The sequence below is a fragment of the Imtechella halotolerans genome, assembly GCF_028743515.2.
Lineage (GTDB): Bacteria > Bacteroidota > Bacteroidia > Flavobacteriales > Flavobacteriaceae > Imtechella > Imtechella halotolerans.
This window is the reverse complement of the sequence record NZ_CP117969.2, coordinates 786382-809515: the sequence shown is the minus strand read 5'-3', so window position 1 is coordinate 809515 and position 23134 is coordinate 786382. Positions and strand designations below refer to the sequence as shown.

Annotated in this window: 25 protein-coding genes and 1 pseudogene; 3 read left to right on the top strand and 23 right to left on the bottom strand. The window is 33.8% G+C overall.

What is annotated here, in order from left to right:
* Window position 1: 1 nt before the first annotated feature.
* The 17 genes from PT603_RS03615 to PT603_RS03540 form a co-directional block, all read right to left on the bottom strand.
* Window positions 2-667 (bottom strand): ABC transporter ATP-binding protein, encoded by a 666-nt coding sequence (locus tag PT603_RS03615; protein ID WP_008240015.1) that lies wholly within the window; start codon window positions 665-667, stop codon window positions 2-4.
* On the bottom strand, window positions 664-2106 hold the full coding sequence (locus tag PT603_RS03610) for a TolC family protein (RefSeq protein WP_008240014.1): 1443 nt from the start codon (window positions 2104-2106) through the stop codon (window positions 664-666). Before PT603_RS03610 ends, PT603_RS03615 begins: the two co-directional genes overlap by 4 nt.
* Window positions 2103-3347, bottom strand: coding sequence for an efflux RND transporter periplasmic adaptor subunit (locus tag PT603_RS03605; RefSeq protein ID WP_008240012.1), 1245 nt, complete (start codon window positions 3345-3347; stop codon window positions 2103-2105). The genes PT603_RS03610 and PT603_RS03605 overlap by 4 nt, the downstream gene beginning before the upstream one ends.
* A gap of 701 nt (window positions 3348-4048) precedes the next feature.
* Window positions 4049-4978, bottom strand: a complete 930-nt coding sequence (locus tag PT603_RS03600; RefSeq protein ID WP_008240009.1) for a macro domain-containing protein — start codon at window positions 4976-4978, stop codon at window positions 4049-4051.
* Complete coding sequence (locus tag PT603_RS03595; protein WP_008240008.1) at window positions 4975-5478, bottom strand: TIR domain-containing protein; 504 nt, start codon at window positions 5476-5478, stop codon at window positions 4975-4977. The genes PT603_RS03600 and PT603_RS03595 overlap by 4 nt, the downstream gene beginning before the upstream one ends.
* Before the next feature lie 144 nt (window positions 5479-5622).
* Entirely contained in the window at window positions 5623-6354 is a 732-nt protein-coding gene (locus PT603_RS03590; protein ID WP_008240007.1) for an Ntn hydrolase family protein, read from the bottom strand.
* 248 nt (window positions 6355-6602) lie between these two features.
* On the bottom strand, window positions 6603-6947 hold the full coding sequence (locus tag PT603_RS03585; protein ID WP_238531029.1) for a hypothetical protein: 345 nt from the start codon (window positions 6945-6947) through the stop codon (window positions 6603-6605).
* Window positions 6948-7349: 402 nt separating this feature from the next.
* Window positions 7350-7883 (bottom strand): OB-fold protein, encoded by a 534-nt coding sequence (locus PT603_RS03580; protein WP_008240005.1) that lies wholly within the window; start codon window positions 7881-7883, stop codon window positions 7350-7352.
* Window positions 7868-8323 (bottom strand): hypothetical protein, encoded by a 456-nt coding sequence (locus PT603_RS03575; RefSeq protein WP_008240004.1) that lies wholly within the window; start codon window positions 8321-8323, stop codon window positions 7868-7870. The genes PT603_RS03580 and PT603_RS03575 overlap by 16 nt, the downstream gene beginning before the upstream one ends.
* 742 nt (window positions 8324-9065) lie before the next feature.
* Window positions 9066-10322: a PIN domain-containing protein gene (locus tag PT603_RS03570; protein WP_008240000.1), complete on the bottom strand. Its 1257-nt coding sequence runs from the start codon at window positions 10320-10322 to the stop codon at window positions 9066-9068.
* A 148-nt stretch (window positions 10323-10470) separates the two neighbouring features.
* Window positions 10471-10698, bottom strand: a complete 228-nt coding sequence (locus PT603_RS03565) for a hypothetical protein (protein WP_008239999.1) — start codon at window positions 10696-10698, stop codon at window positions 10471-10473.
* Window positions 10698-11822 carry a Fic family protein gene (locus tag PT603_RS03560; RefSeq protein ID WP_008239998.1) on the bottom strand — a complete coding sequence of 375 codons (1125 nt, stop codon included), beginning with the start codon at window positions 11820-11822 and terminating at the stop codon, window positions 10698-10700. Before PT603_RS03560 ends, PT603_RS03565 begins: the two co-directional genes overlap by 1 nt.
* A 266-nt stretch (window positions 11823-12088) precedes the next feature.
* A complete protein-coding gene (gene tnpC, locus PT603_RS03555; protein ID WP_008239997.1) occupies window positions 12089-13585 on the bottom strand; it encodes an IS66 family transposase in 1497 nt (498 codons plus the stop codon).
* Window positions 13586-13679: 94 nt separating this feature from the next.
* Window positions 13680-13949 carry an IS66 family insertion sequence element accessory protein TnpB gene (tnpB, locus tag PT603_RS13745; protein WP_008239996.1) on the bottom strand — a complete coding sequence of 90 codons (270 nt, stop codon included), beginning with the start codon at window positions 13947-13949 and terminating at the stop codon, window positions 13680-13682.
* 53 nt (window positions 13950-14002) lie between these two features.
* Entirely contained in the window at window positions 14003-14212 is a 210-nt protein-coding gene (gene tnpA, locus PT603_RS03550; protein ID WP_040488743.1) for an IS66 family insertion sequence element accessory protein TnpA, read from the bottom strand.
* Between the two features lie 211 nt (window positions 14213-14423).
* Complete coding sequence (locus PT603_RS03545; protein WP_008239988.1) at window positions 14424-15233, bottom strand: hypothetical protein; 810 nt, start codon at window positions 15231-15233, stop codon at window positions 14424-14426.
* Window positions 15234-15406: 173 nt separating this feature from the next.
* On the bottom strand, window positions 15407-16048 hold the full coding sequence (locus PT603_RS03540) for a DUF2306 domain-containing protein (RefSeq protein ID WP_008239987.1): 642 nt from the start codon (window positions 16046-16048) through the stop codon (window positions 15407-15409).
* A gap of 39 nt (window positions 16049-16087) precedes the next feature.
* Here PT603_RS03540 and PT603_RS03535 point away from each other — a divergent pair, with 39 nt between their 5' ends.
* Window positions 16088-16462 carry a hypothetical protein gene (locus PT603_RS03535; protein ID WP_008239986.1) on the top strand — a complete coding sequence of 125 codons (375 nt, stop codon included), beginning with the start codon at window positions 16088-16090 and terminating at the stop codon, window positions 16460-16462.
* A gap of 15 nt (window positions 16463-16477) precedes the next feature.
* Here the strand turns inward: PT603_RS03535 and PT603_RS03530 are convergent, their stop codons facing one another.
* The 4 genes from PT603_RS03530 to PT603_RS03515 all read right to left on the bottom strand — a co-directional run bounded on the left by PT603_RS03530 (window position 16478) and on the right by PT603_RS03515 (window position 20753).
* Window positions 16478-16777 carry a YARHG domain-containing protein gene (locus tag PT603_RS03530; RefSeq protein WP_008239985.1) on the bottom strand — a complete coding sequence of 100 codons (300 nt, stop codon included), beginning with the start codon at window positions 16775-16777 and terminating at the stop codon, window positions 16478-16480.
* A gap of 144 nt (window positions 16778-16921) precedes the next feature.
* Entirely contained in the window at window positions 16922-17419 is a 498-nt protein-coding gene (locus tag PT603_RS03525; RefSeq protein ID WP_155805648.1) for a hypothetical protein, read from the bottom strand.
* A 670-nt stretch (window positions 17420-18089) separates the two neighbouring features.
* On the bottom strand, window positions 18090-19187 hold the full coding sequence (locus tag PT603_RS03520) for a hypothetical protein (RefSeq protein WP_155805646.1): 1098 nt from the start codon (window positions 19185-19187) through the stop codon (window positions 18090-18092).
* A 180-nt stretch (window positions 19188-19367) separates the two neighbouring features.
* On the bottom strand, window positions 19368-20753 hold the full coding sequence (locus tag PT603_RS03515) for a hypothetical protein (RefSeq protein ID WP_008239982.1): 1386 nt from the start codon (window positions 20751-20753) through the stop codon (window positions 19368-19370).
* A 434-nt stretch (window positions 20754-21187) separates the two neighbouring features.
* On the opposite strand from PT603_RS03515, the gene PT603_RS13740 reads away from it, so the two are divergent.
* A complete protein-coding gene (locus PT603_RS13740) occupies window positions 21188-21370 on the top strand; it encodes an RteC domain-containing protein (protein WP_008239981.1) in 183 nt (60 codons plus the stop codon).
* Window positions 21371-21659: 289 nt separating this feature from the next.
* Window positions 21660-21815, top strand: a complete 156-nt coding sequence (locus PT603_RS03510) for an RteC domain-containing protein (protein WP_238531028.1) — start codon at window positions 21660-21662, stop codon at window positions 21813-21815.
* Here PT603_RS03510 and PT603_RS03505 read toward each other — a convergent pair.
* Together PT603_RS03505 and PT603_RS03500 are read right to left on the bottom strand one after the other, a co-directional pair.
* Window positions 21795-22133, bottom strand: a pseudogene (locus PT603_RS03505) (transposase); the annotation flags it as partial. The gene PT603_RS03510 and the pseudogene PT603_RS03505 overlap by 21 nt on opposite strands.
* A 205-nt stretch (window positions 22134-22338) precedes the next feature.
* Window positions 22339-23013 (bottom strand): hypothetical protein, encoded by a 675-nt coding sequence (locus PT603_RS03500; protein ID WP_008239979.1) that lies wholly within the window; start codon window positions 23011-23013, stop codon window positions 22339-22341.
* Window positions 23014-23134 lie beyond the last annotated feature (121 nt).

Genomic DNA, 23134 nt, shown 5'->3' with positions numbered 1-23134 from the left:
TTTAGTTTACGATACTACCATCAAACAATCGTATAATACGATTGGTACGTTTCGCAATAGCCTCATCGTGAGTAACCATTACGATGGTAACTTTAGAATGGTTGTTTAGTTCCATTAATAAGTCCATTACCTGGGTTCCTAGCACACTATCAAGGTTTCCTGTAGGTTCATCGGCCAATAAAACTGATGGCTGCCCAATAATTGCTCTGGCAATAGCCACCCTTTGACGTTGTCCTCCTGACAACTGATTTGGGTAGTGATTTTTACGGTGAATCAATCCTACTTTCTCTAAAGCCTGTTCTGCCATTTCTCTTCTCTTTTTAGCACTTACCTTTCGGTACAATAATGGCAATTCTACATTGTCAATCACAGACAGGTCAGAAATCAAATGAAAGCTTTGGAATATAAATCCGAGATGCATGTTTCTAAACTCTGCCAGTTTTTTTTCAGGAAGGGACACCAATTGCATTTCATTAATAAAGATCTGCCCATCGGTAGGCTGATCTATTAAACCAATCATGTTCAGTAAGGTCGATTTACCACAGCCTGAAGGCCCCATAATTGATATAAACTCTCCTTTTTCAATGTCAAGATTGATATTTTGAAGTGCCTGAGTCTCCAGGGTATCGGTGAAATAGGATTTGTTAAGGTTTTCTATTTTTATCATTGGTACAAATAATTAGAAGTTTCAAAATCATATAAAGTTAATTCTCTTATTGCGTAGTAAAGCGTCCAATAACTTTGAAGCAGGTATATATGACTTCTCCATGAGGAGTCCCGCTCTGCAAAGGCAAGGGTTAAATCAGTGACGCTAATTCCATTTAGAATATATCGTTGGTTTGCTATTTCGTATCGTTTTTGAGCTAGTTCTAAACTTTTCTGACTCAATTCCAGCTCATTCTGTATTTCGTTAAACTGCTTTGCTAGCTGATGTACCTTTTGTTTAAAGCTTTGCTCCTGAAACTCATTATGAACTTCGGTAAATTTTAACTGTGCTTTTCTCTTTTCAACAGCAATTCTGCGTTGACCACCATCAAAAACAGGAAGCTTAATTCCCAGTTGTACTAGTATATCGGCTTTTGCATTTTCATAGGCAGTATTAATATCCAGTCCTGAACCAATTACGCCAACACTCCCAAATAGTTGCATTTGCATTCCTCGGATTTTACGTTCTTCATCGAGTACCATTTCAGCTTCAAGAATGGATTTTTCGTTTTCCAGTTGTTCCGGTCGGTTTTGCCAAGCCATCTCCTGAGCTTTTAGTGGATTTATAAAAAACTGTTTAATGTTCTGTGGTGCTTCCACCTTAAATAAACTGTCGTTTTCAGGAAAGAAATTGGCAATTTGTCTAAGACGACTATCCGAACTTAACAACTGTCGTTTAGCACTTATAAGATGTTCTTCAGATTTATTGAGTTGTAATTCTAATTGATAGAGATCGGCCATGGATAGCACACCAAGTTCATATCTTTCCTGGGCAATGGTATATATTTTTTTATTACTGTCCCTATTAGTCTTGGCAATTTCAAAACTTACTTGTGCCAATAGCACATCAAAAAATCCAGAAACCACATCAAGAGCCACCTTTTCATTATTTACCAACGAATTTTTAAGAGCAATCTGGTAATCCACATCGTTAAGCTGTCGTTGCCACCTAATGCTATTAAAAGTGTTAATCCCTTGTTGCACTCCAATTCTAAAAGGTACACTATTATACAGTACGGCATCGGCAGTGAAGTTTTCGTAGCGTTTTAAATTCACCTCCGAAAAAAGGAGGGTATTGGTGGCTCCAATCTGTTTAGAGAGTTGCAACTGAAGATCGCTGTCATCTTGAGATAATGGCAGAAAACTTATACTTCCGTCGGGTTGTGTAATAGCTGAGGAACTCTTGTAAAAATTAGGTAATTGAGCATTTAACGTCAACTGAGGTTTTAATGCTGCCTTTACAGCCTTAACATCTAGAGATGCCTCCTGTAGAGAAAGCGTTGTGCGTTTCTGACTCATAGAATGCTCCTGGGCAATAGCTATAAAACCATCAAGCGTATATGACTGCTCCTGGGCTAAACAAGATCCAAAACCAAGTAAGAATAGGACTATTCCTTTCATTGAATACGTATTTTTGATTGGTTTTTATAATTTTCCATATCAGAGATAATTACCCGATCACCTTCTTTAAGACCACTAAGAATCTCTACTTTTCCACCCGCCTGTATACCCAGCTCTACTTCTATTGGTTTTGCTTCACCTGCGCTTACCACAAATAACTTTTGAGACTTCGCTCCTTTAAAGGCAGCTCCGTCTGGCAAGTATAGGGCATTTTGTTTTTCTCCAATCACCACCGAAACCGGTACGGAAAGGTTTGGTTTCAGCATATTTTGTTTATCACCCTCCAGGCGGACTTTAAAACTAACCGCATTGTTTTCTATCGTAGGAGAAATTTGTTCTATTTCCCCTTTCTCAACTCTATTGTTAATCTCTACAAGCACAGGCATTCCGATCTTCAACTGCTGCATATACCTATCTGAAATTCTTGCACTCAACACAAAGGCCGACACATTAGCTAACTTTGCCAGAGGTTCTCCTTCCTGAACCTGTACCCCTATTCTCTTTTCGACCCAGGTAAGCATTCCTGGAGTATTGGCTGTGATTTTAGAATCTTCTAGTTTCTTACCCAACTCCTCTAGTTTTTGCCTTTGTATCGATGATAGTATATTCTCATTGGCCAGTTCTTGTCCGAAAGACGCCTTTTTATATTCGTATTCACTTTGCAGTTTTTCCTTTTCTAACCTGGCAATCTCCAAATCCTGCTGGCTCTGATTAAGTGCTTCTTTGGTAGCTCCTCCAATTTCGTACAACCGTTGCATTCGGTTAACGGATGCTTCAAAGTTTTTAACCTGCAGATTTTTAATTTCGTTCTCAAGTTTAATTTGTTGCAGGTTTTTTTCTAACTCAAGCCGTAGTTTCTGAACGTTGTTGTCTTTTAATCTGAGTTCGTCCTCTAGCCGTTTATACTCTAAAGCCATAAACTCTGCATCCAACTCTAAAATTACCTGTCCGGAATCGAGCACTGCACCCGCCTGTTGATATATGCTTTTAATTTTGGCTGTTGCTGGACTTACCAACACCATTTCTCCAAAAGGTTCGACAACACCTTCTGCCGATAAGGTATTTTCTACCGTACCACGTTTAACGGATTCAACTATAATAGCGTTAGAGTTTATAGAAGTCCTAAATAATGAAGGAAAGATGATAAGCATAAGTACAACTAAAATACCTATTCCAATAGGCACTTTTAATCGTTTTAGCTTACTAGTTCGCTGACTTTTTTTATCAATTATTTTATCCATGCCAGGATAAAAACCAATAAAATGCCAAAACAGTATTACACTGATTAACAGTGATTTACATTATACTTAAAAATAGAAAAGTGTTCGGTTTCGGACATTCATGTTCGGTTTTGGGATTACATAATCTAACTATCTATTTGAATACTCTCCCGTCCATAAACATGCTTGTATTATAAAACTAAAAATTATACACAAAAAAGACTAGATGACCGGTAAAATTAGGATGGATTACAATATTTCCATTCAGCGTTGTTGTAAGCTTATATTACTTAACAAGAGTATTCTCTGTTATATGGCAAAAGGTCGACGAAGCGATGAACTGTTGTGTATGAGTATGAAAGAAATAGCTTCGGTAAGGGTAAGTTAAGGTTTTGGCGCATCCATATCCTTTTGAGAAGGGAAGGCTTCATGAACAACCACAAGCGGATGTAAAAGGTCTATTGCTAGGAAGGCCTGAACCTAAGAAGTAAGCGTCCGAAACGCAACCGTTCCGCCACACATAGGCAACCCATTGAGGGCAACGCCTCTAGTTTAATTGAATGTTGGAGCATGGATTCTATGACCGCAATTGGTTCAGGCCCTTGATTATAGCCTTTAGCAATTTTTGAAACCGAATATTTTAGATTAAAAGATACTATGATTAAAACAAGAAATTCTACTGATTTTGTGAATGCTTAGACACGTGTTTAATACACAAGTTTTTATGTGATTGTCTGTCCAAATGACATGTGATTTCTACGACTGAAATTTGCATTCATACAGTGTAATCTTATAAAATCAGTTATACCTTCAATATTCACATTATATTTTTTTATGTCGTTTGGATGAATGCAAATTGTGAGCTGTTCGCAATATGATTCAATGTCTAAAGATGATAAAAATGAAAGAACAATTTCCTTAATTACTTCTTCACGTGTCATTTGTATTCTGCCTCGACCAGTTCCAATGATTGGAATCACTAAATTATCTTTTGATCCACAATGCGATAGAAATGCCCATAATTCAATTAATGAAGAACGAAGATCATCCTCCGTTGACTTGGAACGATTTTGACCATTTAGTGTTGAGCTACATAAAAGGTAGTATTGTTTTTCGTCGCGGTAAATAGGTACAACTGTTCCTATTTTATAAGTCAATGGATTCTCTGTTAATATGAAATTTGAGTAAAATTTCTCAGAATCTTTTAATTCACAAGATATATCAGATGCCAAGTAATTATGCTTTTGATTGTATACCTTGTCAATAAATAAACGTAAAATGCTACTAGATTTTGCAATAATGCCATGATTGTCAACATCCAAACGATTATTAACCGGAATTATCAATGCGCCGTCTGATTTAAATATATCACCAATTTGCAAAGTTATAAAAACGTCTCTATTGTTAACCTTGTAGGAAAATTTGTTTTTAGGCCAATTTTGATAAATCACTATTATTATTCCAATAAAAACAAATAGACCCCAAAATTCCTTAATTTGATTTACGATTTCTTGTTTGTTAAAAAATGTAAAAACTTCAATAACTAACCAAAGTACACCAAATACAGATAGTAAATTGTTCCCAACTTTAATAAAACTTAAAGATTTCCATAGAAGCCATAGGCCATTACCTATTGTTAAACGACATTTCATAATCCTAAATGTTTATAAATGGTTTCGTCATATTGAAATGGCCCTGACTTTTTTTCAGATGTATAATTTTCATGAAGGGTCTCCCAATTCTCTAGTGATTTTTGAATTATTTTAGCATTAAAACTAATATGCAAGGCTAACTTGTCTTTCAAGATTGATGGGCAATTGACGTCATCTAAACCTCTATTTCCATTTAGATTTACAACTATTATAGGCAAATCTAGGCTTAGCGCTTGTTCAATTTCCCACTTTACATATTTGTATAAATATTTTGTCTTTTCGCCAACAAGAAGGACAAATATTTTAGTATTCATTAGTCTTTCTCTAAGATTTCTCTTGATTGTTTCTTCTGAACTGTATTGCCAAATATTTGTCAAATCATGTGCGTCAAAGAAATTAAATTCTGAATTGTCACTTTGTTTCCAAGCTTTCATTAATCTGTAATATCTTATATCACTGTCAGCGTCAAAAGCTACATATGTTTTATTTCTGTATGGCATTTCGTTTTTTGGTATAAGTTGTATGTTTTAGGATTTGTCATTACGTTTGCATGAGTATGGTATTATAAATCTTTTAACTTCCAAAATGCATGAAAATTAATGCGTGTAACAAACTATAACACCACACATAAAGCCTTATTTACTTTACGGCATGTTAATTGCCGTTAATTCTTTGTTTTGTATCCAATTTGTTCCGTCTGTTGTTATCGCCAAAATGTCAATTGGACCACCCACCGTTTTAATTCTTTGTTGAAATCTAAATGTTTCTATTGTTGTCCGAACAGCATATATTGAGAAATCAATTGCATCTTGTAAGGTGAAAAAATTAAAAGGTATACCTGATGTAGTTAATTCAACCCAATCAGTTCCATTGTTGATTTTAATGTTGTTCAAAAGGCGCATCATTACCTCAGTCTCTCCTCCCCAATTTGCACCGTATTGAATATTGGTTCCATCTAAATTAATCCTATTTGTCTGGGAATGTGCAATATCAACATAATATATATGAGGAACAGAAATATTATTTTCTAATTTATAACCACATAAATAAAATGAAGTTTCTGGCTTCCCCAAGCCATCTCCAAAAAACTCATGTAATGATTGTGGTATATCATCTATATTAGTTTCATCGGTAATTTTTTCTTCTATAAACTGATTTATGTATCCAGAGATTGGAATTCCCTTTATATCAGCAGCTCCAAATGTCCCTAAACCAAATTTATTTTTTATTGCAAAAACTTTTCTATTGGAATCACTTGCAGTAATGGAAAATTGGGTTTGATGTCCGTTAATTTCTTTATTCCAATTGAGAGTCAATCTGCTATCCCCAGCTAAAATAATACCTTCTGGAGCATAAGTTGTAATTATTAATGACATATTTGGTGTTTTATTTGTTTATCCTGGGCAGTTTATTTATTACGACGGTCAAATATAAATGTAGTTTGGGTTAATAAGTGTCAATTTTCGGTTTGTCACAGGCCATAGCAATTCATAGTGATTCAGACCTCGTTAAATCCGCTGTAATTGCAGTAATAAAATGTTGGCCAACCTTTTTTTCCATTTCTGATTATTATATTCAGTGATATTCAATCCTATTTTAATTCAGCTTATAATTTCGTTCAATTTTACGTATCTGTATTTCTCGAAAATATTGTTGGATTTCTAATATACGATGCGAATACAGTTGCCATAAGAATAAGAATTACAATCTCAGATGGCTTTCCTTTATATATATGGATTAGAACAATAAAAGTTATATACAATGCTAAATTTGAAGTCCAAATCAGTATTGATTTGTTATATAAGAAAAGAGCCGTACCAAGTAAATTAAAAACTCCAGCAGTAATTAATACGGCACTACTTTCTAACACTTTACCAGTTTGGTCATGATTAATTAATTTGTCCAAAGCATTAGGAATATAAAACAATATTATTGCTAATGTAGGCAACCATATCAATATTCTACTCAATGTATTTTTTATTCCTGTGTTTTCTGTTCAGCCATAATTTAATTTTTTTTCGTTCCGTTTTCTAAAATGGTTTCCATCCTACGTTTAAACACTAGATGGTGTTTATTTATAATATCTGCTCAGTTCCAAGCTTAAAATATTTTAACTTTTTTAAACCAAATCTTGCAATCTATATTTAAATTTATGTACAAATTATTGAAATATATCTCAAAAAAATGAATAAACACAAGAATTATTCCTATTTAAATTAAATAAGTAATAAAACAATTAAGTAATGAAAAGAGCCGATATCAAAATCTAATTTTATCTTTTTAAGCAGTTTTAGAATAAGATTTCTTATTTTATTACTATTATACTTTCCTTCCTACTGATACTCAAATAAAAATATTTTGGTGATAAGTTTTATTTAAATTCTAAATCTGAAAAATTCTCAACTACTTTACAATCTATCATCAAAACGTTAATCATTAATCCGCTACATTTACCATAAACTGTAATTTTTTGTCCTTTTTGCAATTTAGAAGCAACATCTGCATCATCAACGAAACATTGCACACTTCCTATGGCTTCGCCAGTTTTTAGAGTTACATAAATGTCGTCCATTATATCTTTTTTAATATCTTCAACTATACCTTCAACATAGAACCATTTATCCTTAAAGTTGTTATCTGCACTTACTTCATTTTGTTGATATGTATAATATAAATCTTTTGCTGAAACAGTTTGGTTTTCCCTTATTCTGATTTCTTTTTGTCTTTCAATAAATAAAAGGCTATCTTTTTCGTCTTGAGTTAAGCTTTCGTCAGCTTGAATTCTTTCAGAATCTGTTGGTTCATTTGATTTTTCCGATTTGTCTTCATTCATACTGCCAAAAGCTATAAATGTAAAAAATGCTAAAGTGGAGGCTGAAATCAAGTGTCTTAGATTATTATCCATTTAGTTTGAAATTTTAAGTTAATGGTTTTAGTGAAAAATATGAATGGTAAAATCATTCCAAAAATGTAAAGAAGTAAATCTGCAAAGTCGAACGTTCCAATGACAAATCCAAATAGTTGCCCAATTTCACTGCCTATTACCAGAATTGGTATTAATAAAATCCACAAGGTATTTTTAGGTGAAACTGAATTTTGCCAAATAGCCAACATTAAGCTTACATAAGAAAAAATCCAAAGTCCATCGGGAAGAGAAAAAAGAATCCAATCGGGAAGTTCTACTGCAAATTTAAAAGTCAATTTTCGAATTACATTTGTTAGTCTGTCCAAACCAATAGTTTCGAACCAACCAAACATTTTGAGTGTTGAAGTTCTGAACATTACGTAAATCAATCCACCACCAATCAAAGTCAAAAAACTCCCAAAAAAAAATTGTTTTTTCATTCAGTTCAAAAATTCGTAACTATCAAATTAAACACGTTTTTGACTAAAAACTTTACGGGTTTCCGTATTCTAGATACTTTTTATATTACCCACAATGTTAGTATATGGGACGTAGGCAATTCCGACACACTTAACTTTCGGTTAAGTACAAGGTTTGACTTTTAACCGGAAGCATATAATTTATGTGTCTAATTCGGTGATGCTGGGCCAGTTATTTCGGAGTCATTGGGCCTTGAATTTAGCTCTTATTTTTGTTAAGGCGAAATGAATGTTGTTTATCCTATATTTTCCTTGAAGATGCAAAATTGAATAAATTCCCATTGTGAAATTTGATTCAATTAAAATTCTTTTTTCCTTTATTTTAATTTCATTTCTACTATTTTCCTGAGGTATATAAGATTAACTAAGTATTTCACGTTAAATTCTTTTTCAAATTTTAATTATTCCGTAGAGTTTGCCTAATTGGTTTTTATTAAGTTTTCCAGTGGTAAGTTCGTCTAAAATTTTCAATTTAAACGATTCCTTATAGCGTCTAATTACTTTGTCATTTTTGCACATAATAATTAAAATTATGTAGCCTTATTTCCAGACTGATCATAATTTTGCACAACGGTCTCGTATAAGAATAGTAGCGGATTTTTACGCACGTACTTTTCGGTTAAATACAGACCTTTTTTATTATTATTTCATTTTGTTTTAGCGATTAAACCGCTATTTTTTTATACAATGTTGTATGCTGGCTTTAATCTAAAAAATCTCCTGAGTCATAAATCATTCCGCACTTTTTACATCTGTAATGCCAGGACAAGCCAGGCCCAAATTTTGAAATATGATAAAATCCCATATTTTCATCAAAAATGTGTTCATTGCCATCAATACACAATTGTGATGTTGGAATTGACTTTCTTTGTTCTTTTATTTTCTTCATTTCCTCTTGCCATATAAAATGGTCAGGGAAAAAATCTATAAAATTGATATTTTCTATAGTTTCCGATTTAGTGTTTACAACACCCTCAAAGAGAAACAACACTTTATGGTCAAAAATAATTCTATTTTGATTGTCAAATGATTCGGGATAATTATCTCGATATTTATACACAGGATTTTTTCTAAATTTTTCTAACTCTTCTATTTTAGTTTCCTGTTCGTATGTTGCGACTATTGGTACTGCAAGACTAATTTGAATTGTGTAAGTGTCTCGTGAAATGTTTTTTATAACATAGTAATCGTGAATTTCTAAATCCTTAATTTCTAAAGTCTCAATTTCTGGGATATCCTCGTATTCTTTATCACTATAAAAACCACTAACGTATCCAGGAAAGCATTTTATATCTTTAAGTAACTCGTCTTTTATGAGGTCTATTTTTATAGATTTTAAAACTAATTCTTCGTTTACAAAGTCGAATATTGGTCCAAATTCTTTTAGAAAATCAGATATACTTTTGAAAAAGTGTAAATTCTCAATTTTCTTTTTTTTTATTTTTTCTTGGACGTGTATATGTGTGGTAAAAAAGTCATCATCGGAAATCAGAATTATTTGAGATTCTTTATTGCCATTTGCAAAATCAATTAAATCTTTTGCAATAAGAAAATCTCTAGTATTGTCTTTCCGTACATTTACGCGTTTATTCAGCAAAAGAAATTCCAAGAGCTCAGCTGATGAATAACTTTCGGCACCAATTCTTAATTTGTGAACGTCAAATTGTTTTTCAGCTAACTTATATCCTTCATCAATTTCTTTTTCAATGTCTTGTAATTTTTCGATTTGAATTAGTGAATTTTTTTCAATTTGTGATTTTAATCTAGAATAATCCTGTAATAATTTATTGTAAATATCTTTTTTATAGAAGTCTAGAATTTCTTTTTGGACTACATTTAAAACTCCAAAGTCATTGTAAGTACTATCCAAGAAGTCCTTTAGTCTCTTGAAATCCTGATTTTCAAGAAACTTTTGTCCTAATTGTCTATAAATGTTTGAGTCTAAAAATACTATGGTCATATTTCAGCTTGCTTACAACGGTTTGTATAAGAATAGTGCGGTTTTGCGTCCGAGGATTTTCCGCAGGAAAATCAGAGATACCAAAGGCGTACTACCTTTAAATTAAGGAATAAACTTACGCATTATTTTTATACGGTGTTGGCAACAGTTATTTCCTTTTTAGTATTCTCTCGCTATGTCCGTATTTTCCCAATTCAACTATATCGTTTTTAATTTCCTCTCTTATTTTGAAATCAGTCGAGAGTAAAGTCAAATTAAGAATATTGGCATTCATTTTGTAAGCTGTATTTGCTTTTACTTCTTTATACCCTAAACCATTGTTAGGATTGGTGAAGAAGCTCATTAAGTATTTATCTTGTAATATTAGTTCATCCATTATCTAAATAATTTTAAATAAGCATCAAAAACATATAATTTGCTACGTTTACCACCTGTGATTTCTTTGATAATTTCCAATTGCTCCAAATCATCTATTAAGTTATATGCTGTTCGCTTTGACACCTCTGTTATTTCGACTACCTTATCTACCTCAATCATTGGGTGTTTAAATAAATATTGCACGATTTTTTGAGCATTATTAGCTCTTGAGCCAAGTGTTTGAACATTAAGTTCTACATTAGTTTTTAATTTTAAAATTTCATCAAACGTATTTACTCCTTTTTTAGCCGTTTCAATAACACCTACTAAAAAGAATTTTAACCATTGTTTAATATCGTGGTGTGTACGTACGCGCATTAAGTTGTCGTAATACAAAGTTTTGTTTCGTTCAAAAAAATCTGATAAATAAAGAATTGGTTTTTTTAGGATTTCATTATTGACCAAATAAAGCGTTATTAACAAACGCCCAACACGACCGTTACCATCTAAAAAAGGATGTATGGTTTCAAACTGATAATGGATAATTCCTATTTTTAAGAGATCAGGAAAGTATATTTCTTGGTTATGCGTAAACTTTTCTAAATCGCTCATTAATTCTGCTATACTACTGTGTGTTGGCGGAATAAAAGTTGCATCGTTTATAGACGCGCCACCTATCCAATTTTGACTGCTACGAAACTCTCCAGGTAATTTGTGTTCACCTCTAACCCCTTGTAATAAAATTTTATGGGTTTGCCTTATTAATCTGCTTGAAAAAGGGATTTCTTTAAGCATACTAATAGCTTTTTGCATTGCCTCTATATAGTTTTGCACTTCTTCCCAATCGTCTCTTTTTTCGTGACTAACATCTTCTTTATCTAAAAGCGCCTCTTCCATATTGGTTTGTGTACCCTCTATTTTACTACTTTGTGTAGCCTCTTTAAGTACGTGCATACTAATAAACAAGTCTACATCTGGAATATATTCGCTATACATATCTAAACGCCCTAAATGCCTATCGGCTTTAGAGAGAAGATCTATAATTTCCATATCGTCTAACAACCATTGCTTGTTTATAAGGTTGGGCTGAAAGCTTTTGTATGTACCTTGACTTATATATGTACCAGATTTAAATGACTTCATTTTTTTTCTGTTTTTATTTACATTACAAACAATACTAATGCAAAATAGAACTATTATTTGCATTAAAAAAATCCTTATTGCAAAATAACTCTTTTTTTTGCAATAAGAGATTGGCATTTGTAATAAAGTAACTTATTTTACATTTAAGTAAAACTTTATGAAATTATGCTGTTACTTTTACCTTGCCTGTTACTACCTCATTAATTAAGGTTTTACGTAATTCTTTTAAAATTGTGATTTGAGTGTATCCGTCCGAGCAACTACACCTATGAAGCCTGATATCCTGGGAGCAATTCATCAAGCTTTTGGATATTGTAATCCGGTAGCTTTTCAAGGGTATGTTGTAACCATATTTGAGGGTTCACTCCTTGCATTTTACAACTTACAAGAAAAGAGTATATCATGGCTGCATTTTGGGCTGCTTTATGAGAGCCGGCAAATAAGTAGTTTTTACGTCCTAGAGCCATGGGTCTTATGGCATTCTCAATGCGATTATTATCCAGTTCAATTCTTCCGTCCTCAAAAATGGTCTCGAACTTTGGGTATTGATTTAAGAAATAGCTCATGGCTTTACCAATAGCACTTTTTGGCAGTATGCTGTACTGTTCTGTCTCTATCCAGGTTTTTAATTCCTGAACATGAGGTTGTATTTTTTGCAACCGTAGCATTTTGCGCATTTCAAAGTCTTCCCCCGCTGTTTCCTTAAGAATGCGTTCCTGCTGATACATAGTACTGATAAACCTTAACGCCTTTTCTGATCGTGCCTTGTCATTATCCAGTGCGTCGTTAAATATTCTACGCGCATGCACCAGACATCCTGCCGTGGTAATGGCCGGATCTGCTCCGATTTTATCATAGACCGTATAGCCATCACATTGCAGATAGCCCTGATAGCCCTGAAGAAGTTCTTTAGGGCCATGCTGCCCACGACCCTTTCGGTAATCAAAAAGCACGAGCTTTCCGGTGGGATCGTGATAAACCCACTGGTAACCTTGATGTGTACTGCCTTTTTTATCACTATCCAATACTTTAATCGGCGATTCATCGGCCTGAATGTACCCTGATGCTAAGATTTTTTGCTTTAATGCATTGTAGAGTGGTTCCAGGAGTTCGCAGCATCCGCTCATCCAATCGGAAAGGGTGCTGGAGGCCGGTTCCCAACCAAAATCACGATGGAAACGTTGTATTTGGCGGTAAAAAGGTAAATGATCCACAAACTTGCTCACCAGAATATGGGCCAATAAACTCGCCTCGGCAATGGATTTTTCTAAAGGTCTGGAAGGCAATTGTGCAATTAAAACTCCCTCACCCTCCTTTTTTGCATACTTGGGACGTATGGTGCGCTTTTTTATCAAACTCGCCGGAGAGTATTCCAAGGTCTCGGTGATTTCTTCACCGATCTTTTTCAGTCCGGGAGTATCCTGCTCAGGCTCGATGATGATTTCGGATACTGGTAAGTGTTCCGGTAAGGCGTGACGTCCGGGATGTTTTTGCTTCTCCTGGGTATAGGTGATGGTCTCTTTAGAAGCTGTTTCCTTAGGTGTTGTTTCCTGTGGAGCAAACAAGGATAATTGATGCTCGAGTACTTCTGGAGAAAAGCGTTCCGATTTAAACCCATTAATGAGTTTGTAAACCTGTGAAAGCTGTAGTTTTAACGCAGCAATTTCCCTTTGAATAGTTTCATTGATTTGTCGCAGTTCCTGATTTTCTTTCTCTAATTCCTGATGGGTAATCGCAGGGCGAAAATACAACCTTAAGGCCAATTACACCAAGATTTACCCTGCTTTTTTTAACGTTTTTTACGGGTTATGTTGGTTATGGATACCCCATCCAAAAGCATCACCAATTGGGTGTAATTCAGGGTGAGCCCCCGATAACCTGATGGTATTGGGGAACCTCAAAATTTCCCGATTCCAGACGTTTGTAATACAAGACAAAGCCACCGGATTGCCAGTGGAGCAGTTTGATCTTATTGCGGGCTTTATTGATGAAAATATAAACAGTACCATCACTGGGACTTTGTCCCAATTCCTGAAGAATCAATCCGCGCAAACTATCAAAACTCTTGCGCATATCCGTGGGTGGTAGATACAATTCAAAGGTAAGTACACTACTTAAGGCAATCATGATAGCGGAATTTCAATTTCAATACCCGAGAACCGGATGAACATCTTATCAGCTTAAGGCGTGATGGCTTTCTGATTTGGAGTAAGAGTTACGAAATTCGAGATGGGCTTTGAGTGGGATTCTTCTTCTAACATACGAATCCAATATCCCAATTTACTTTTACTCACTCCATGTCCTTTAGCAAATTGTTCCTCAGATTGATCACTACTGTGGTATTGGGCTACTAAATCTCGCATTTTTAGGACATTTTTTGTTCTGGTCATTTCAATAAATTTTGACCGCTAAACTAAAGTCTTATACCATACAGAAAAAGATGGGGTTAGCCGGACGGATACAAATTTATAGCTGACCTAAATATTATAAAATTACGTTTTACTCCCTAGTAAATCCTGAGGATTTACTGGCTACAAATAAAAACTAAAGCCTTCAACATCGCATTATCAGCAATTACTTATGTAGGGTGATGGCATTTCGTTATATTTTTATTTTAACACGGTTAGTTATGTCATCGAAAATCAATTTGTCAGCAATTGAAAACAATAACATTTCTGTGTAAAAAAGGTTCTCTTTTTTCTCTTGGTCGTCAAACCAAAGATAATTATTAACCTGTCTGATTAATCCGTTAAGTTCAAAATATGCCTCTTTTTCGGGGATATAAAATTGCTTATCTTTTCTGCTAATATACATTCTATTATCCCGTTCATCAGTTGTCTGACTTTTGAAATGCTCTATGTTTTTAAGTCTTATGAGAACATTCATGTCAAAAGCCATCATTTTTGAATTTCGTCCTTCGGGTATGGGGAAAAAGATATTTGTTGATGTTTCAGATAAAAGTATCCAATTGAGTGAATAGGCAACTCGTGAGTCATAAATCATGTATTCCGTAGGTCGCATAAATGACCCCACTTTTGAAGAACTGGCTATTCTATTAAAAGATGGTTTGTCAGTAGCCAAAAAATCATCAATTAGTTTGATCGTACTTTGATCATTACTAGTTAGTATACGGCCCCAATCTTTAATTATCCATAAGCACAAATCATAAAAATATTGTTTATCCGTCAATTGGTAAGATTCATTAAGTTTGGCATTAATAGCCTTTTTGATTCTTAATTCCTTTTCATAAGGGTACAATGTTGATATTTCATCAATCTGCTCTATTGTGAATACAGACAGTTCTTGGAGTCTGTCAATTTTTGCATTCCAATGGTACAAGTTATGAAGTTGTTTGGCAAGTGGTTGTAGATAGTTGCAAATTTTATCTACTTCAAATATGTATTTGGACATTTAGAAAGTCTTTTTTGATGAAAATTCTATTTCGTATGAGCAATAAATACCAAAAGTCTAGCCATGATTTCATTGTGAAATTATCCATGAGGATTTTCCGCCGTAAACCGAAGATAGCAAATTTGCGAGGACTTTCCGAGAGGAAAGTAAGAAGTTATGAATTATAGTCAATGTTAGCTGCTGGTTATTTTTCGCTTATTTTTCTTAATAGACGGAATCCATGAAATATATAATTCCACAACCAATATCGGAATTACCCAACTCATCCATTCATATGTTGCATCTCGAACATCCTGATTGTCAATAAAAGCTAAAAAATTATGCTCGTAAACTAAGTCAGATAAAATACGGAGGAATACAAAGGCAAGTGTTAGAGTATAACTTCGAATCATGAATAGTCGATGGGCTAGAATATTTTTTTGTTTAACAGTTAACCATGCAGCTGAAGTCATAAACAACCAGAGAGTCGCTAGCAGCAAGGTTGGAATTATTGAGCCGTCATAGGGTTGAGTTATCCCTAGATAAATTGCTGTTAGACCTCCCAATAAACATCCCATAATATATAACTTCCCTAACAATCTATGTAATTTGATATAACGATTACGAAACCAAACCCAAAATTGAAAAGGGCCAAGAATTAATGGAAGTACTGCAGTTATTAAATGAGAAACAAACCAAAATTGTTTATTCCAAAATGTCGGCCCTAAACCTTCGTTAAAAAAACGATAGTTTATTGCACTATAAAGATAATAAGCACTTAAAACTATAAGTAAAATCCAAAATATCTTCCAAATAAAAGTATTTAATTTTATCATATTTTCAGGCTTGTAGCTATCATTCTCGGCTATGAGTAGTTGCGTGGGTTAGCACAAAACTTTGCAAGAACACACCAAACTGAAAATCCTCATGGATTTTCAGAAGTAGGCGAGAACAAGCAATTACTTATAGCTAGTGTGCCTGTTGCACAACATCTCAAATATAGTTTAAAATTTCAAGAATTGCCTGAAAATGTCTATTTCGGTGATGCTGGCCAATTATTTCGCTCGTCATTGGGCCACTTTCAGATTTACTATGGACCTGTTTTTAATGGCCTATTTATATCAACTTTAACAGGGATAAGTTTTTCAACTGCCAGAGGAATCATTTTTGAGCGTCTGTCAAAAACAAATATGAGAAATGTAATCCTACCTGTTGTTTCTCCAAGCAAATTACTTTTTAAAGACCATTAAGCATGTGTTACCGCATCACATGAAACACATCAGCAGCACTACTGTTTGTGTTGGAGTCGTATTTCTTGTAGTTTTCCTTTGAGGTAATAAATCAGTTACGTTTTGAGAATAATAAAAATCAATGTCACCTCGTTTAAAATTGTAGCCTTTTCTTGCAATCAAATCATTTGCCAAATACTGAATTTCATCAATGCTTAAGTTTTCGATTTGTTCTGGTTGCATTATTTGTACTAAACAGGTTGAACAGTCTTTTAATGTTTGGGCAGTTGCGTTTAAATTGAAAACAATGAGGATTAAATAAATGCATTTTTTCATTTTAAGTTTCTTTTTAAGAGATCTTCTATCAGATCATTTGTATTATTTTTTTCAAGGACTTTAGAATTTGTCTGACAAGAAGCCGATAGTATCAAGGCTATCCATATTGATATACTTTTCATTTTTTACTCTTTAAAATTGCACTCAACCGAAGTCCTTGTTAGCCGTGGATTTTTTGTTTTCATCTATTATTTTATCCAATAGTTTAATAAACGTTGAGATTTTAGAGTAATTTAATTTGTCCTCGTGACCATTAATTATTGAATCCGAAGTTGTATTAGTTTTTATGTGAATTTTTTGGTCGGTTCCATCTACTTCTTGAACACTTTCTCCACTTTTTATTTTTTTAAAATCACTCCATTTGAACGAGTTTATAAGGTATTCCCAATTCTCATTTGTGTTTTTGTATTTATTTACCGTAATGTTGTTATTATCTGCTGCAAGAAATTCTGAATGCGTTATACTATCTTTCGTTATGGTAAGTGTTTGAGCAAATCCTAAATCTCCTCCATAATTTGACCATTCAATTATTGTAATTTTTTCCTGTTTGGGCGGATTAGTTGAAGGCAATTTTGATTTTTCTTTGCAACTCAACAATGCAAAGAATAACATAAGAGGTAAATAAATTTTAAAATTTTTCACAATGATCCCATCGATTTTAAATTTCTAATTTCAAATACATGTGTGGTTCGGGATCATTGTCCAGATCTATAAACCATATGAAGTCATTGTTGTCCATAAACTTTTCTTGCCCAAATAATGTATATCCATAAAAAGTATTACAATTGGTCTTTTCATTTTTCAGATTTTCAGAATTGGTTTCAGACGTATTTTACTATTATCTATAAATGATTATTTCTTGCAATACCTTCCTAGGCTACTATCCTCCAGACTCCTTATAAACATTGAATTATCGATGAAATATCTTTTTTGAAACCGTTCAATAACAGCAACTGCAGTGCCTTTTAGTATGATCATATCATTTTTTTAAGGAAAGATCTTTAGCGTTAAAAATCAGTATGTCCCCAACCGAAAAACCTTCAGAATGTTTCCATGTTTTTCTCTCTTGCCTGTTTTCGCAAGACAACATGCAAAGGCGATTATTATGGCTATCGACAGATTCCTATAATACGGCTTCATAATTTGTCTCTATCCTTTTCGTTTTTTACTTTTAACCAGATCGACTAATTTATTTTTCAAATTTCACATACTCGGTTTCCTTCTCTATATCGGACCATTTTACTTTTAGATTACCATTTTCGTATGTTGATGCGTTTCATATCTCCATTAAAACAATCGCTCACTGGCAATATCAATACTCATAGCCCTCTTCATACTCATCCCCCTCTTCATGCTCATGTCCCTCTTCATTTACATCATTTTCTTCATGCTTATCTCTCTCTTCCTTTTCAATGTCAACAGAAGGTCGTAGGTGGTAGTTTACCATTTTATCAAATTCTTTATTATAGACCAAAACCCTATCAACTTCATTCATTTGTTTGAGTACAATCCCATCATTGGCCGTTTCTACAAAATCATCAGCATTCATATAAATTTGTCTGTAATATTCCTTGACATCCACATTGGTTTTTAGAGCTTCTAAAATTACTTTATCATAAAACTTTTCACTATACACTATATAATAACCAGTATTACTTCCTGCAAAGACTACCAAAAGATAATTATCTTCCAGCTCATTGTCACCATCCTTAAAGAGAATGGCATAATCGGTTTTTTCATTCCCAGTCAAATTACCGCTCCATATCAAATCTGAGCTTGACTGATTTCCCTTTTCTACATATCGAAAACGTTGTCCCTCGTTAGAATTATAAAACTCAATGATTTTTTCTTTTAGAACAAGCGGTAGTTGGGTCATCCCATAACTCGAAAATTCATCTCTGTAATAGGTATTAAACATATCAATATCCGTAAATATGCAACCTGAACAATCGTATACTGGGGGACTTACCGCTTTTTTTGCAACCAAATTTAAATATTGGACCATATATTTCATATTCTTGATATCTACCATGGAGTCTAGATTTTTGTTAAATACTTCCAAATCATGTTCATCTATTGGAGAGAACCAATTGTTTTCTTCATCCTTTTTATGGTCTTCATAAAAAAGAGGATACAGGTATTCGCCATACTCTAAGGTGTATAAGGTGTCAGGCAATTTCTGATATTCAATTTTATATTTTTCATTCAATAATTTACCTTTTTTCATGATCGCATGATCGGCTATGTTTACATATAATTCAGAGACATGCTCAGCAATAACATCTCCAATCTCTTCAGTAGTACCTCGATTGATATAACGCCATGCAGAACCATCTCGATTTATATAGGTCCATGCGGTTACTAATAAAACGATTAGAATGACTATTATGACAGTTATTTTTTTCAACATTTTTGATCTGTTTGTTCTTTTATGGTGATTCTTTTCTTTCTCCATGTCAGCTATATTGTTTGTGTGTAACCTTTAATCCACCAGAATATTCCCATCTTTTTTTTCGCAGGAAGGTATTGAAAGCACCATCTCATCTACTGGAACTAATATTTTATTGGAGTGCCTATTCAGATTTATTCATCAGTAATACCAAAACTCTCCCCCTATTTTAATTTCATTTTCGCCAGGCGTGAAATCATCCATAAGTTGGAGTGGATTTTTTATTTTTAATTTTTCTTCACGTTTTGTTGCATCGGCAAAGCCATCTTCATCACAGCTTTCAGTGGTATGGTCCGCAAGGATATCGCCCGTGACTAGATTATAGTCCAGTGTCTTGAAATAATCACAAGGGGCACCAAAGTTTATGGTGGCGCCTATTACATACCAGTTGTTATTCTGAAAGCGGTAACGGTGGGTGTAGTTCCATTTTTGCCTGCTGCCTCCAAAATGGTTGATTACAATACATTTCCGTTCAATGGCTATTCCGTAAAAAGGGTTGCCCATCATTCCACCGGCTTGCGTTGATAAAACTGGCGAGGTAGTCTGGTGCCAAAGTCTCCAGCCGTTGTCTATTTTTTTATAAACGGCCAAGCTGTGTTTATAGCCGAGATCTGCCAAGATAGACGTTTCATATACCGCTACAGCTTCTTCATCCGGATCTGAATCTAAATTTCCATAATCAACTTTTACACGTTTCCAGAATGCAGGTGTAAAATCATCAATGGCAGCGGCTTCTTTTAGTACAATCTCCCTTTCAAAATTACCGCTTTCCACGGCCTCGTAGGAAGCATTTATCCGCTCTTGTTTTATTTTGGCCAGTTGCGGGATCACAGTTCTGATCTCTTGTGCTTTTTCCGGAAATTGTGGTAATTGAAACTGCCGTGGTTTATTCGTCTCGGAATAATACGTGATTTCTCTAATCTCAATATTTACTAATATCCGATCTCCAATTATACCATTATCTACCGATTGACGGTAGCTTTTTCTTTCTGTCCAATTTTTTTCGGAATCGTATTTGTACTCATATGTTTCAATGTCCAACGGATTGCCTGAATATTCTATACATTGCTTAAATATCAGGTTATTATTTGCATCATATCTTCCTGTTGTTTTGGTTGATTTTTGCGTTCCCGGCATATGGTAATCCTGCTTTATCCTTTCCCTTCCATCTTCAGAATAGGTGTATTCTTCTTTATGCTCAAGCGTATTGTTTTTTAGCCATATTTCTGCTAATCTGCGCCCTTTTTCATCCAATTCTCCATTGGTTGTGAAACCAATTCGCGTTCTGTTAAAATCAACTTTGCTATACAGAAATGGAAGAAAAGGCAGAATTTGGATATTTTTATTTACCGATAAAATCTCAAGAGAACCTTTCCGTTTGTGTTTTACTTGAAAAAATACTGTTTTGACAACAGATTTATCAGTATAGACTAGATCCAGACTATCATTCCTAAATGTCAGAGAAACAAGTTCTGCCTCGCTTTTTGATACACCGAATAATGCTATAAATAAGATATACTTGATCATACACTGAACAATTTGGACAGTTTTAGTATTTTTCATTATTACAAGAATATAAAAAATAAATAGCACCTATAAGTCCAATATCAATACGTATGAAAAAGCTTTAAATAAGTTTATGCTGGTTTTAAATTCGTGGGGAAGGGCTTAATGATCATTGTAATTACAAGATAGATGCCTACAATGGATTAAAACATATCGTTATTTCAGGGTGGGGCAAAATATTTATAAATATTCCTCAAGGATCCCCCAACTTGGGGGATATTTTCATTTGTAAAATTAAAGTTAGTAATCTAATTGAGGATGCTGACAATAAAATTTTAGGGTGTTCTCAGAAAAAATATTAACTATGGAACACTCATTACACACTATTATTTTAGAGATACACAATAAGGAAGATTCAATCTCAAAGCAAAAGGCTGATCAACGAGGCTCATGAAATGATATTGTATCTACAAGACCTGTTATTTTTTGACAAAAAGGATATTGTTAAAACAGGTTTTAAAAGTGATGATGAGGAAGAAATACCATTTTTCCGAACTATTAAACCACAAATTCTTGGTAAGTTGATTCATTATAACAAGGTTTATCGCATTGAAACGACTTGCCCAGTTAGCAGATGAAAGATGTATTACGGTTATTTTTCGACAAAATTGAAAATTTGAAATGGAAATACATTGAGCATATCTGTAATTCTGATTTCTATAGGTATTATCGATTGGGACGAACGGATTAGGACGATACTATTTTAAGCGAGGTATAGGTTATCACGATGGGCTGAACAGCATTGTATTTGAGTTTGACCCAGCATTTTCTACTTTTTTGATTATAAAGTTGCCGTATTATCTCTAACGAATTATTGTACACCTATCTGCTGACAAAAATCAATCCCGACAAAGACCTGATGTGATTATGCAAAAGCAGGAAAGTTCTAAAGAAATATTCTGGACTGACAGTAAAAATGTCCTTATCGAATTGGTTTATGTGCTTCACGTTTCAGGCGTGATTTCCCACGGCATAATCGACATTCGAAGAATAAGTCTGATGCATCCCCTTGGCATAGAGTGATACAATGATATTTTCTATCCCGTCAACCATATTCTCCCGTTTAGGAACAATCATTGGATTAAAGGAAGCATCTCGATCTCTGGGCACTTGAATTTGAGATTCTCCAAAGGAGGCACGAATCTTTTTCTTGGAATATCCATTTCGAGAATTAGTATGTGTTGTGGGCTGGTTTTTATCATACCCAACGTGATCATCCAACTCTCCTTCGAGCATCTTTTCTATCCCTCGCTTTTGAATTTGCTTTAAAAAATCATTCAGCTCAGCTCCTTTCTTGAACTGTTTTAAGAACTCATCGATTAATAGGTCTTCTTTTTTCATCACTATGTAAATTTAAAGATTAATAAAAATTAACTGGGGTCATGACCCCCGTTAATTTCTATTTACATACTTTGTAAGATGATGCCATTTTAGGGTGCAAGCAATTTACACCTAAAAGAAAAGCCCTTAAAAGGGCTTATTTGTATCTTGTTTTTTTAAAATTATAGGCTTGTGCAACGGTTACCGGTGTTGGGCTTAGTTATTTTTATTCATATCCGTGTTTTTTCTTCCAATCAGAGATGTCAATGTTTTCAATTTCTTGAAGTCTTTTTTGTTCATAATAATTAAATGTGAGATAAATAACAATAAACCAACTAATAAATCCTAAAGTCAAAATTTTAATCCGCTGTTTAAATTTTAATAAATAATTTTCTTTTCTTAAACTAAATACAACATCATACCGATGAAAGAATTTTAAAGGTCCAAAGACAAAAATTAAAATCATTTCCCACGCTGAATAACTTTCTGTTTTATTTTTCTCAAAAGATGCTTTTCGTTCATTTTCAATAAGATTCTTTAATACTTTTTCAGCGTCATAGGTTGAGTTCGATTTGTTGTTTTCTCCATTGAATTTATATATTTTATTGAACTTACCATCATTGTTGAAATAAGATAATAATATTTCAGTCAATTGATTTATGGAAGAAGGAGCTTTGTTAATAACAAATTGCTCATTATTTTTTTCGTACATAACTGAAAGTCCGTCTTCTTTTAGATTTCCTCCTACTTCAATCCAATCGTAGTTATTTTTACTCAGAACAACTTGATGAAATAAATTCCAATCAATAGAATTCATAGTCTCAAGGATGTCCGATTCAGATGGATTTTTCTTTTTCAGATATTCTCTTGAACCATAATCAGATAAAACTAATAATTTCATTTTTTTGCAGGTATCGTTTTAATTAAGCCCAACGGTCTCGGCTATTAGTAGTTGCGTGGGTTAGCACGAAACTTTGCAAGAACACACCAAACTTAAAATCCGCGAGAATTTTCAGAAGTAG

What these genes read in the sequence shown, in the direction of transcription:
- PT603_RS03615 (WP_008240015.1), bottom strand. Translation starts at nt 667, where the DNA reads ATGATAAAAATAGAAAACCTTAACAAATCCTATTTCACCGATACCCTG.
- PT603_RS03580 (WP_008240005.1), bottom strand. Translation starts at nt 7,883, where the DNA reads ATGGATAATAATCTAAGACACTTGATTTCAGCCTCCACTTTAGCATTT.
- PT603_RS03570 (WP_008240000.1), bottom strand. Translation starts at nt 10,322, where the DNA reads ATGACCATAGTATTTTTAGACTCAAACATTTATAGACAATTAGGACAA.
- PT603_RS03590 (WP_008240007.1), bottom strand. Translation starts at nt 6,354, where the DNA reads ATGTCATTAATAATTACAACTTATGCTCCAGAAGGTATTATTTTAGCT.
- PT603_RS03565 (WP_008239999.1), bottom strand. Translation starts at nt 10,698, where the DNA reads ATGGATGAACTAATATTACAAGATAAATACTTAATGAGCTTCTTCACC.
- PT603_RS03515 (WP_008239982.1), bottom strand. Translation starts at nt 20,753, where the DNA reads ATGATCAAGTATATCTTATTTATAGCATTATTCGGTGTATCAAAAAGC.
- PT603_RS03560 (WP_008239998.1), bottom strand. Translation starts at nt 11,822, where the DNA reads ATGAAGTCATTTAAATCTGGTACATATATAAGTCAAGGTACATACAAA.
- PT603_RS03500 (WP_008239979.1), bottom strand. Translation starts at nt 23,013, where the DNA reads ATGAAATTATTAGTTTTATCTGATTATGGTTCAAGAGAATATCTGAAA.
- PT603_RS03610 (WP_008240014.1), bottom strand. Translation starts at nt 2,106, where the DNA reads ATGAAAGGAATAGTCCTATTCTTACTTGGTTTTGGATCTTGTTTAGCC.
- PT603_RS03600 (WP_008240009.1), bottom strand. Translation starts at nt 4,978, where the DNA reads ATGAAATGTCGTTTAACAATAGGTAATGGCCTATGGCTTCTATGGAAA.
- PT603_RS03540 (WP_008239987.1), bottom strand. Translation starts at nt 16,048, where the DNA reads ATGATAAAATTAAATACTTTTATTTGGAAGATATTTTGGATTTTACTT.
- PT603_RS03520 (WP_155805646.1), bottom strand. Translation starts at nt 19,187, where the DNA reads ATGTTGAAAAAAATAACTGTCATAATAGTCATTCTAATCGTTTTATTA.
- PT603_RS03605 (WP_008240012.1), bottom strand. Translation starts at nt 3,347, where the DNA reads ATGGATAAAATAATTGATAAAAAAAGTCAGCGAACTAGTAAGCTAAAA.
- PT603_RS03575 (WP_008240004.1), bottom strand. Translation starts at nt 8,323, where the DNA reads ATGAAAAAACAATTTTTTTTTGGGAGTTTTTTGACTTTGATTGGTGGT.
- PT603_RS03595 (WP_008240008.1), bottom strand. Translation starts at nt 5,478, where the DNA reads ATGCCATACAGAAATAAAACATATGTAGCTTTTGACGCTGACAGTGAT.
- tnpA (WP_040488743.1), bottom strand. Translation starts at nt 14,212, where the DNA reads ATGACCAGAACAAAAAATGTCCTAAAAATGCGAGATTTAGTAGCCCAA.
- tnpB (WP_008239996.1), bottom strand. Translation starts at nt 13,949, where the DNA reads ATGATTGCCTTAAGTAGTGTACTTACCTTTGAATTGTATCTACCACCC.
- PT603_RS03530 (WP_008239985.1), bottom strand. Translation starts at nt 16,777, where the DNA reads ATGAAAAAATGCATTTATTTAATCCTCATTGTTTTCAATTTAAACGCA.
- PT603_RS03545 (WP_008239988.1), bottom strand. Translation starts at nt 15,233, where the DNA reads ATGTCCAAATACATATTTGAAGTAGATAAAATTTGCAACTATCTACAA.
- PT603_RS13740 (WP_008239981.1), top strand. Translation starts at nt 21,188, where the DNA reads ATGATATTGTATCTACAAGACCTGTTATTTTTTGACAAAAAGGATATT.
- PT603_RS03510 (WP_238531028.1), top strand. Translation starts at nt 21,660, where the DNA reads ATGCAAAAGCAGGAAAGTTCTAAAGAAATATTCTGGACTGACAGTAAA.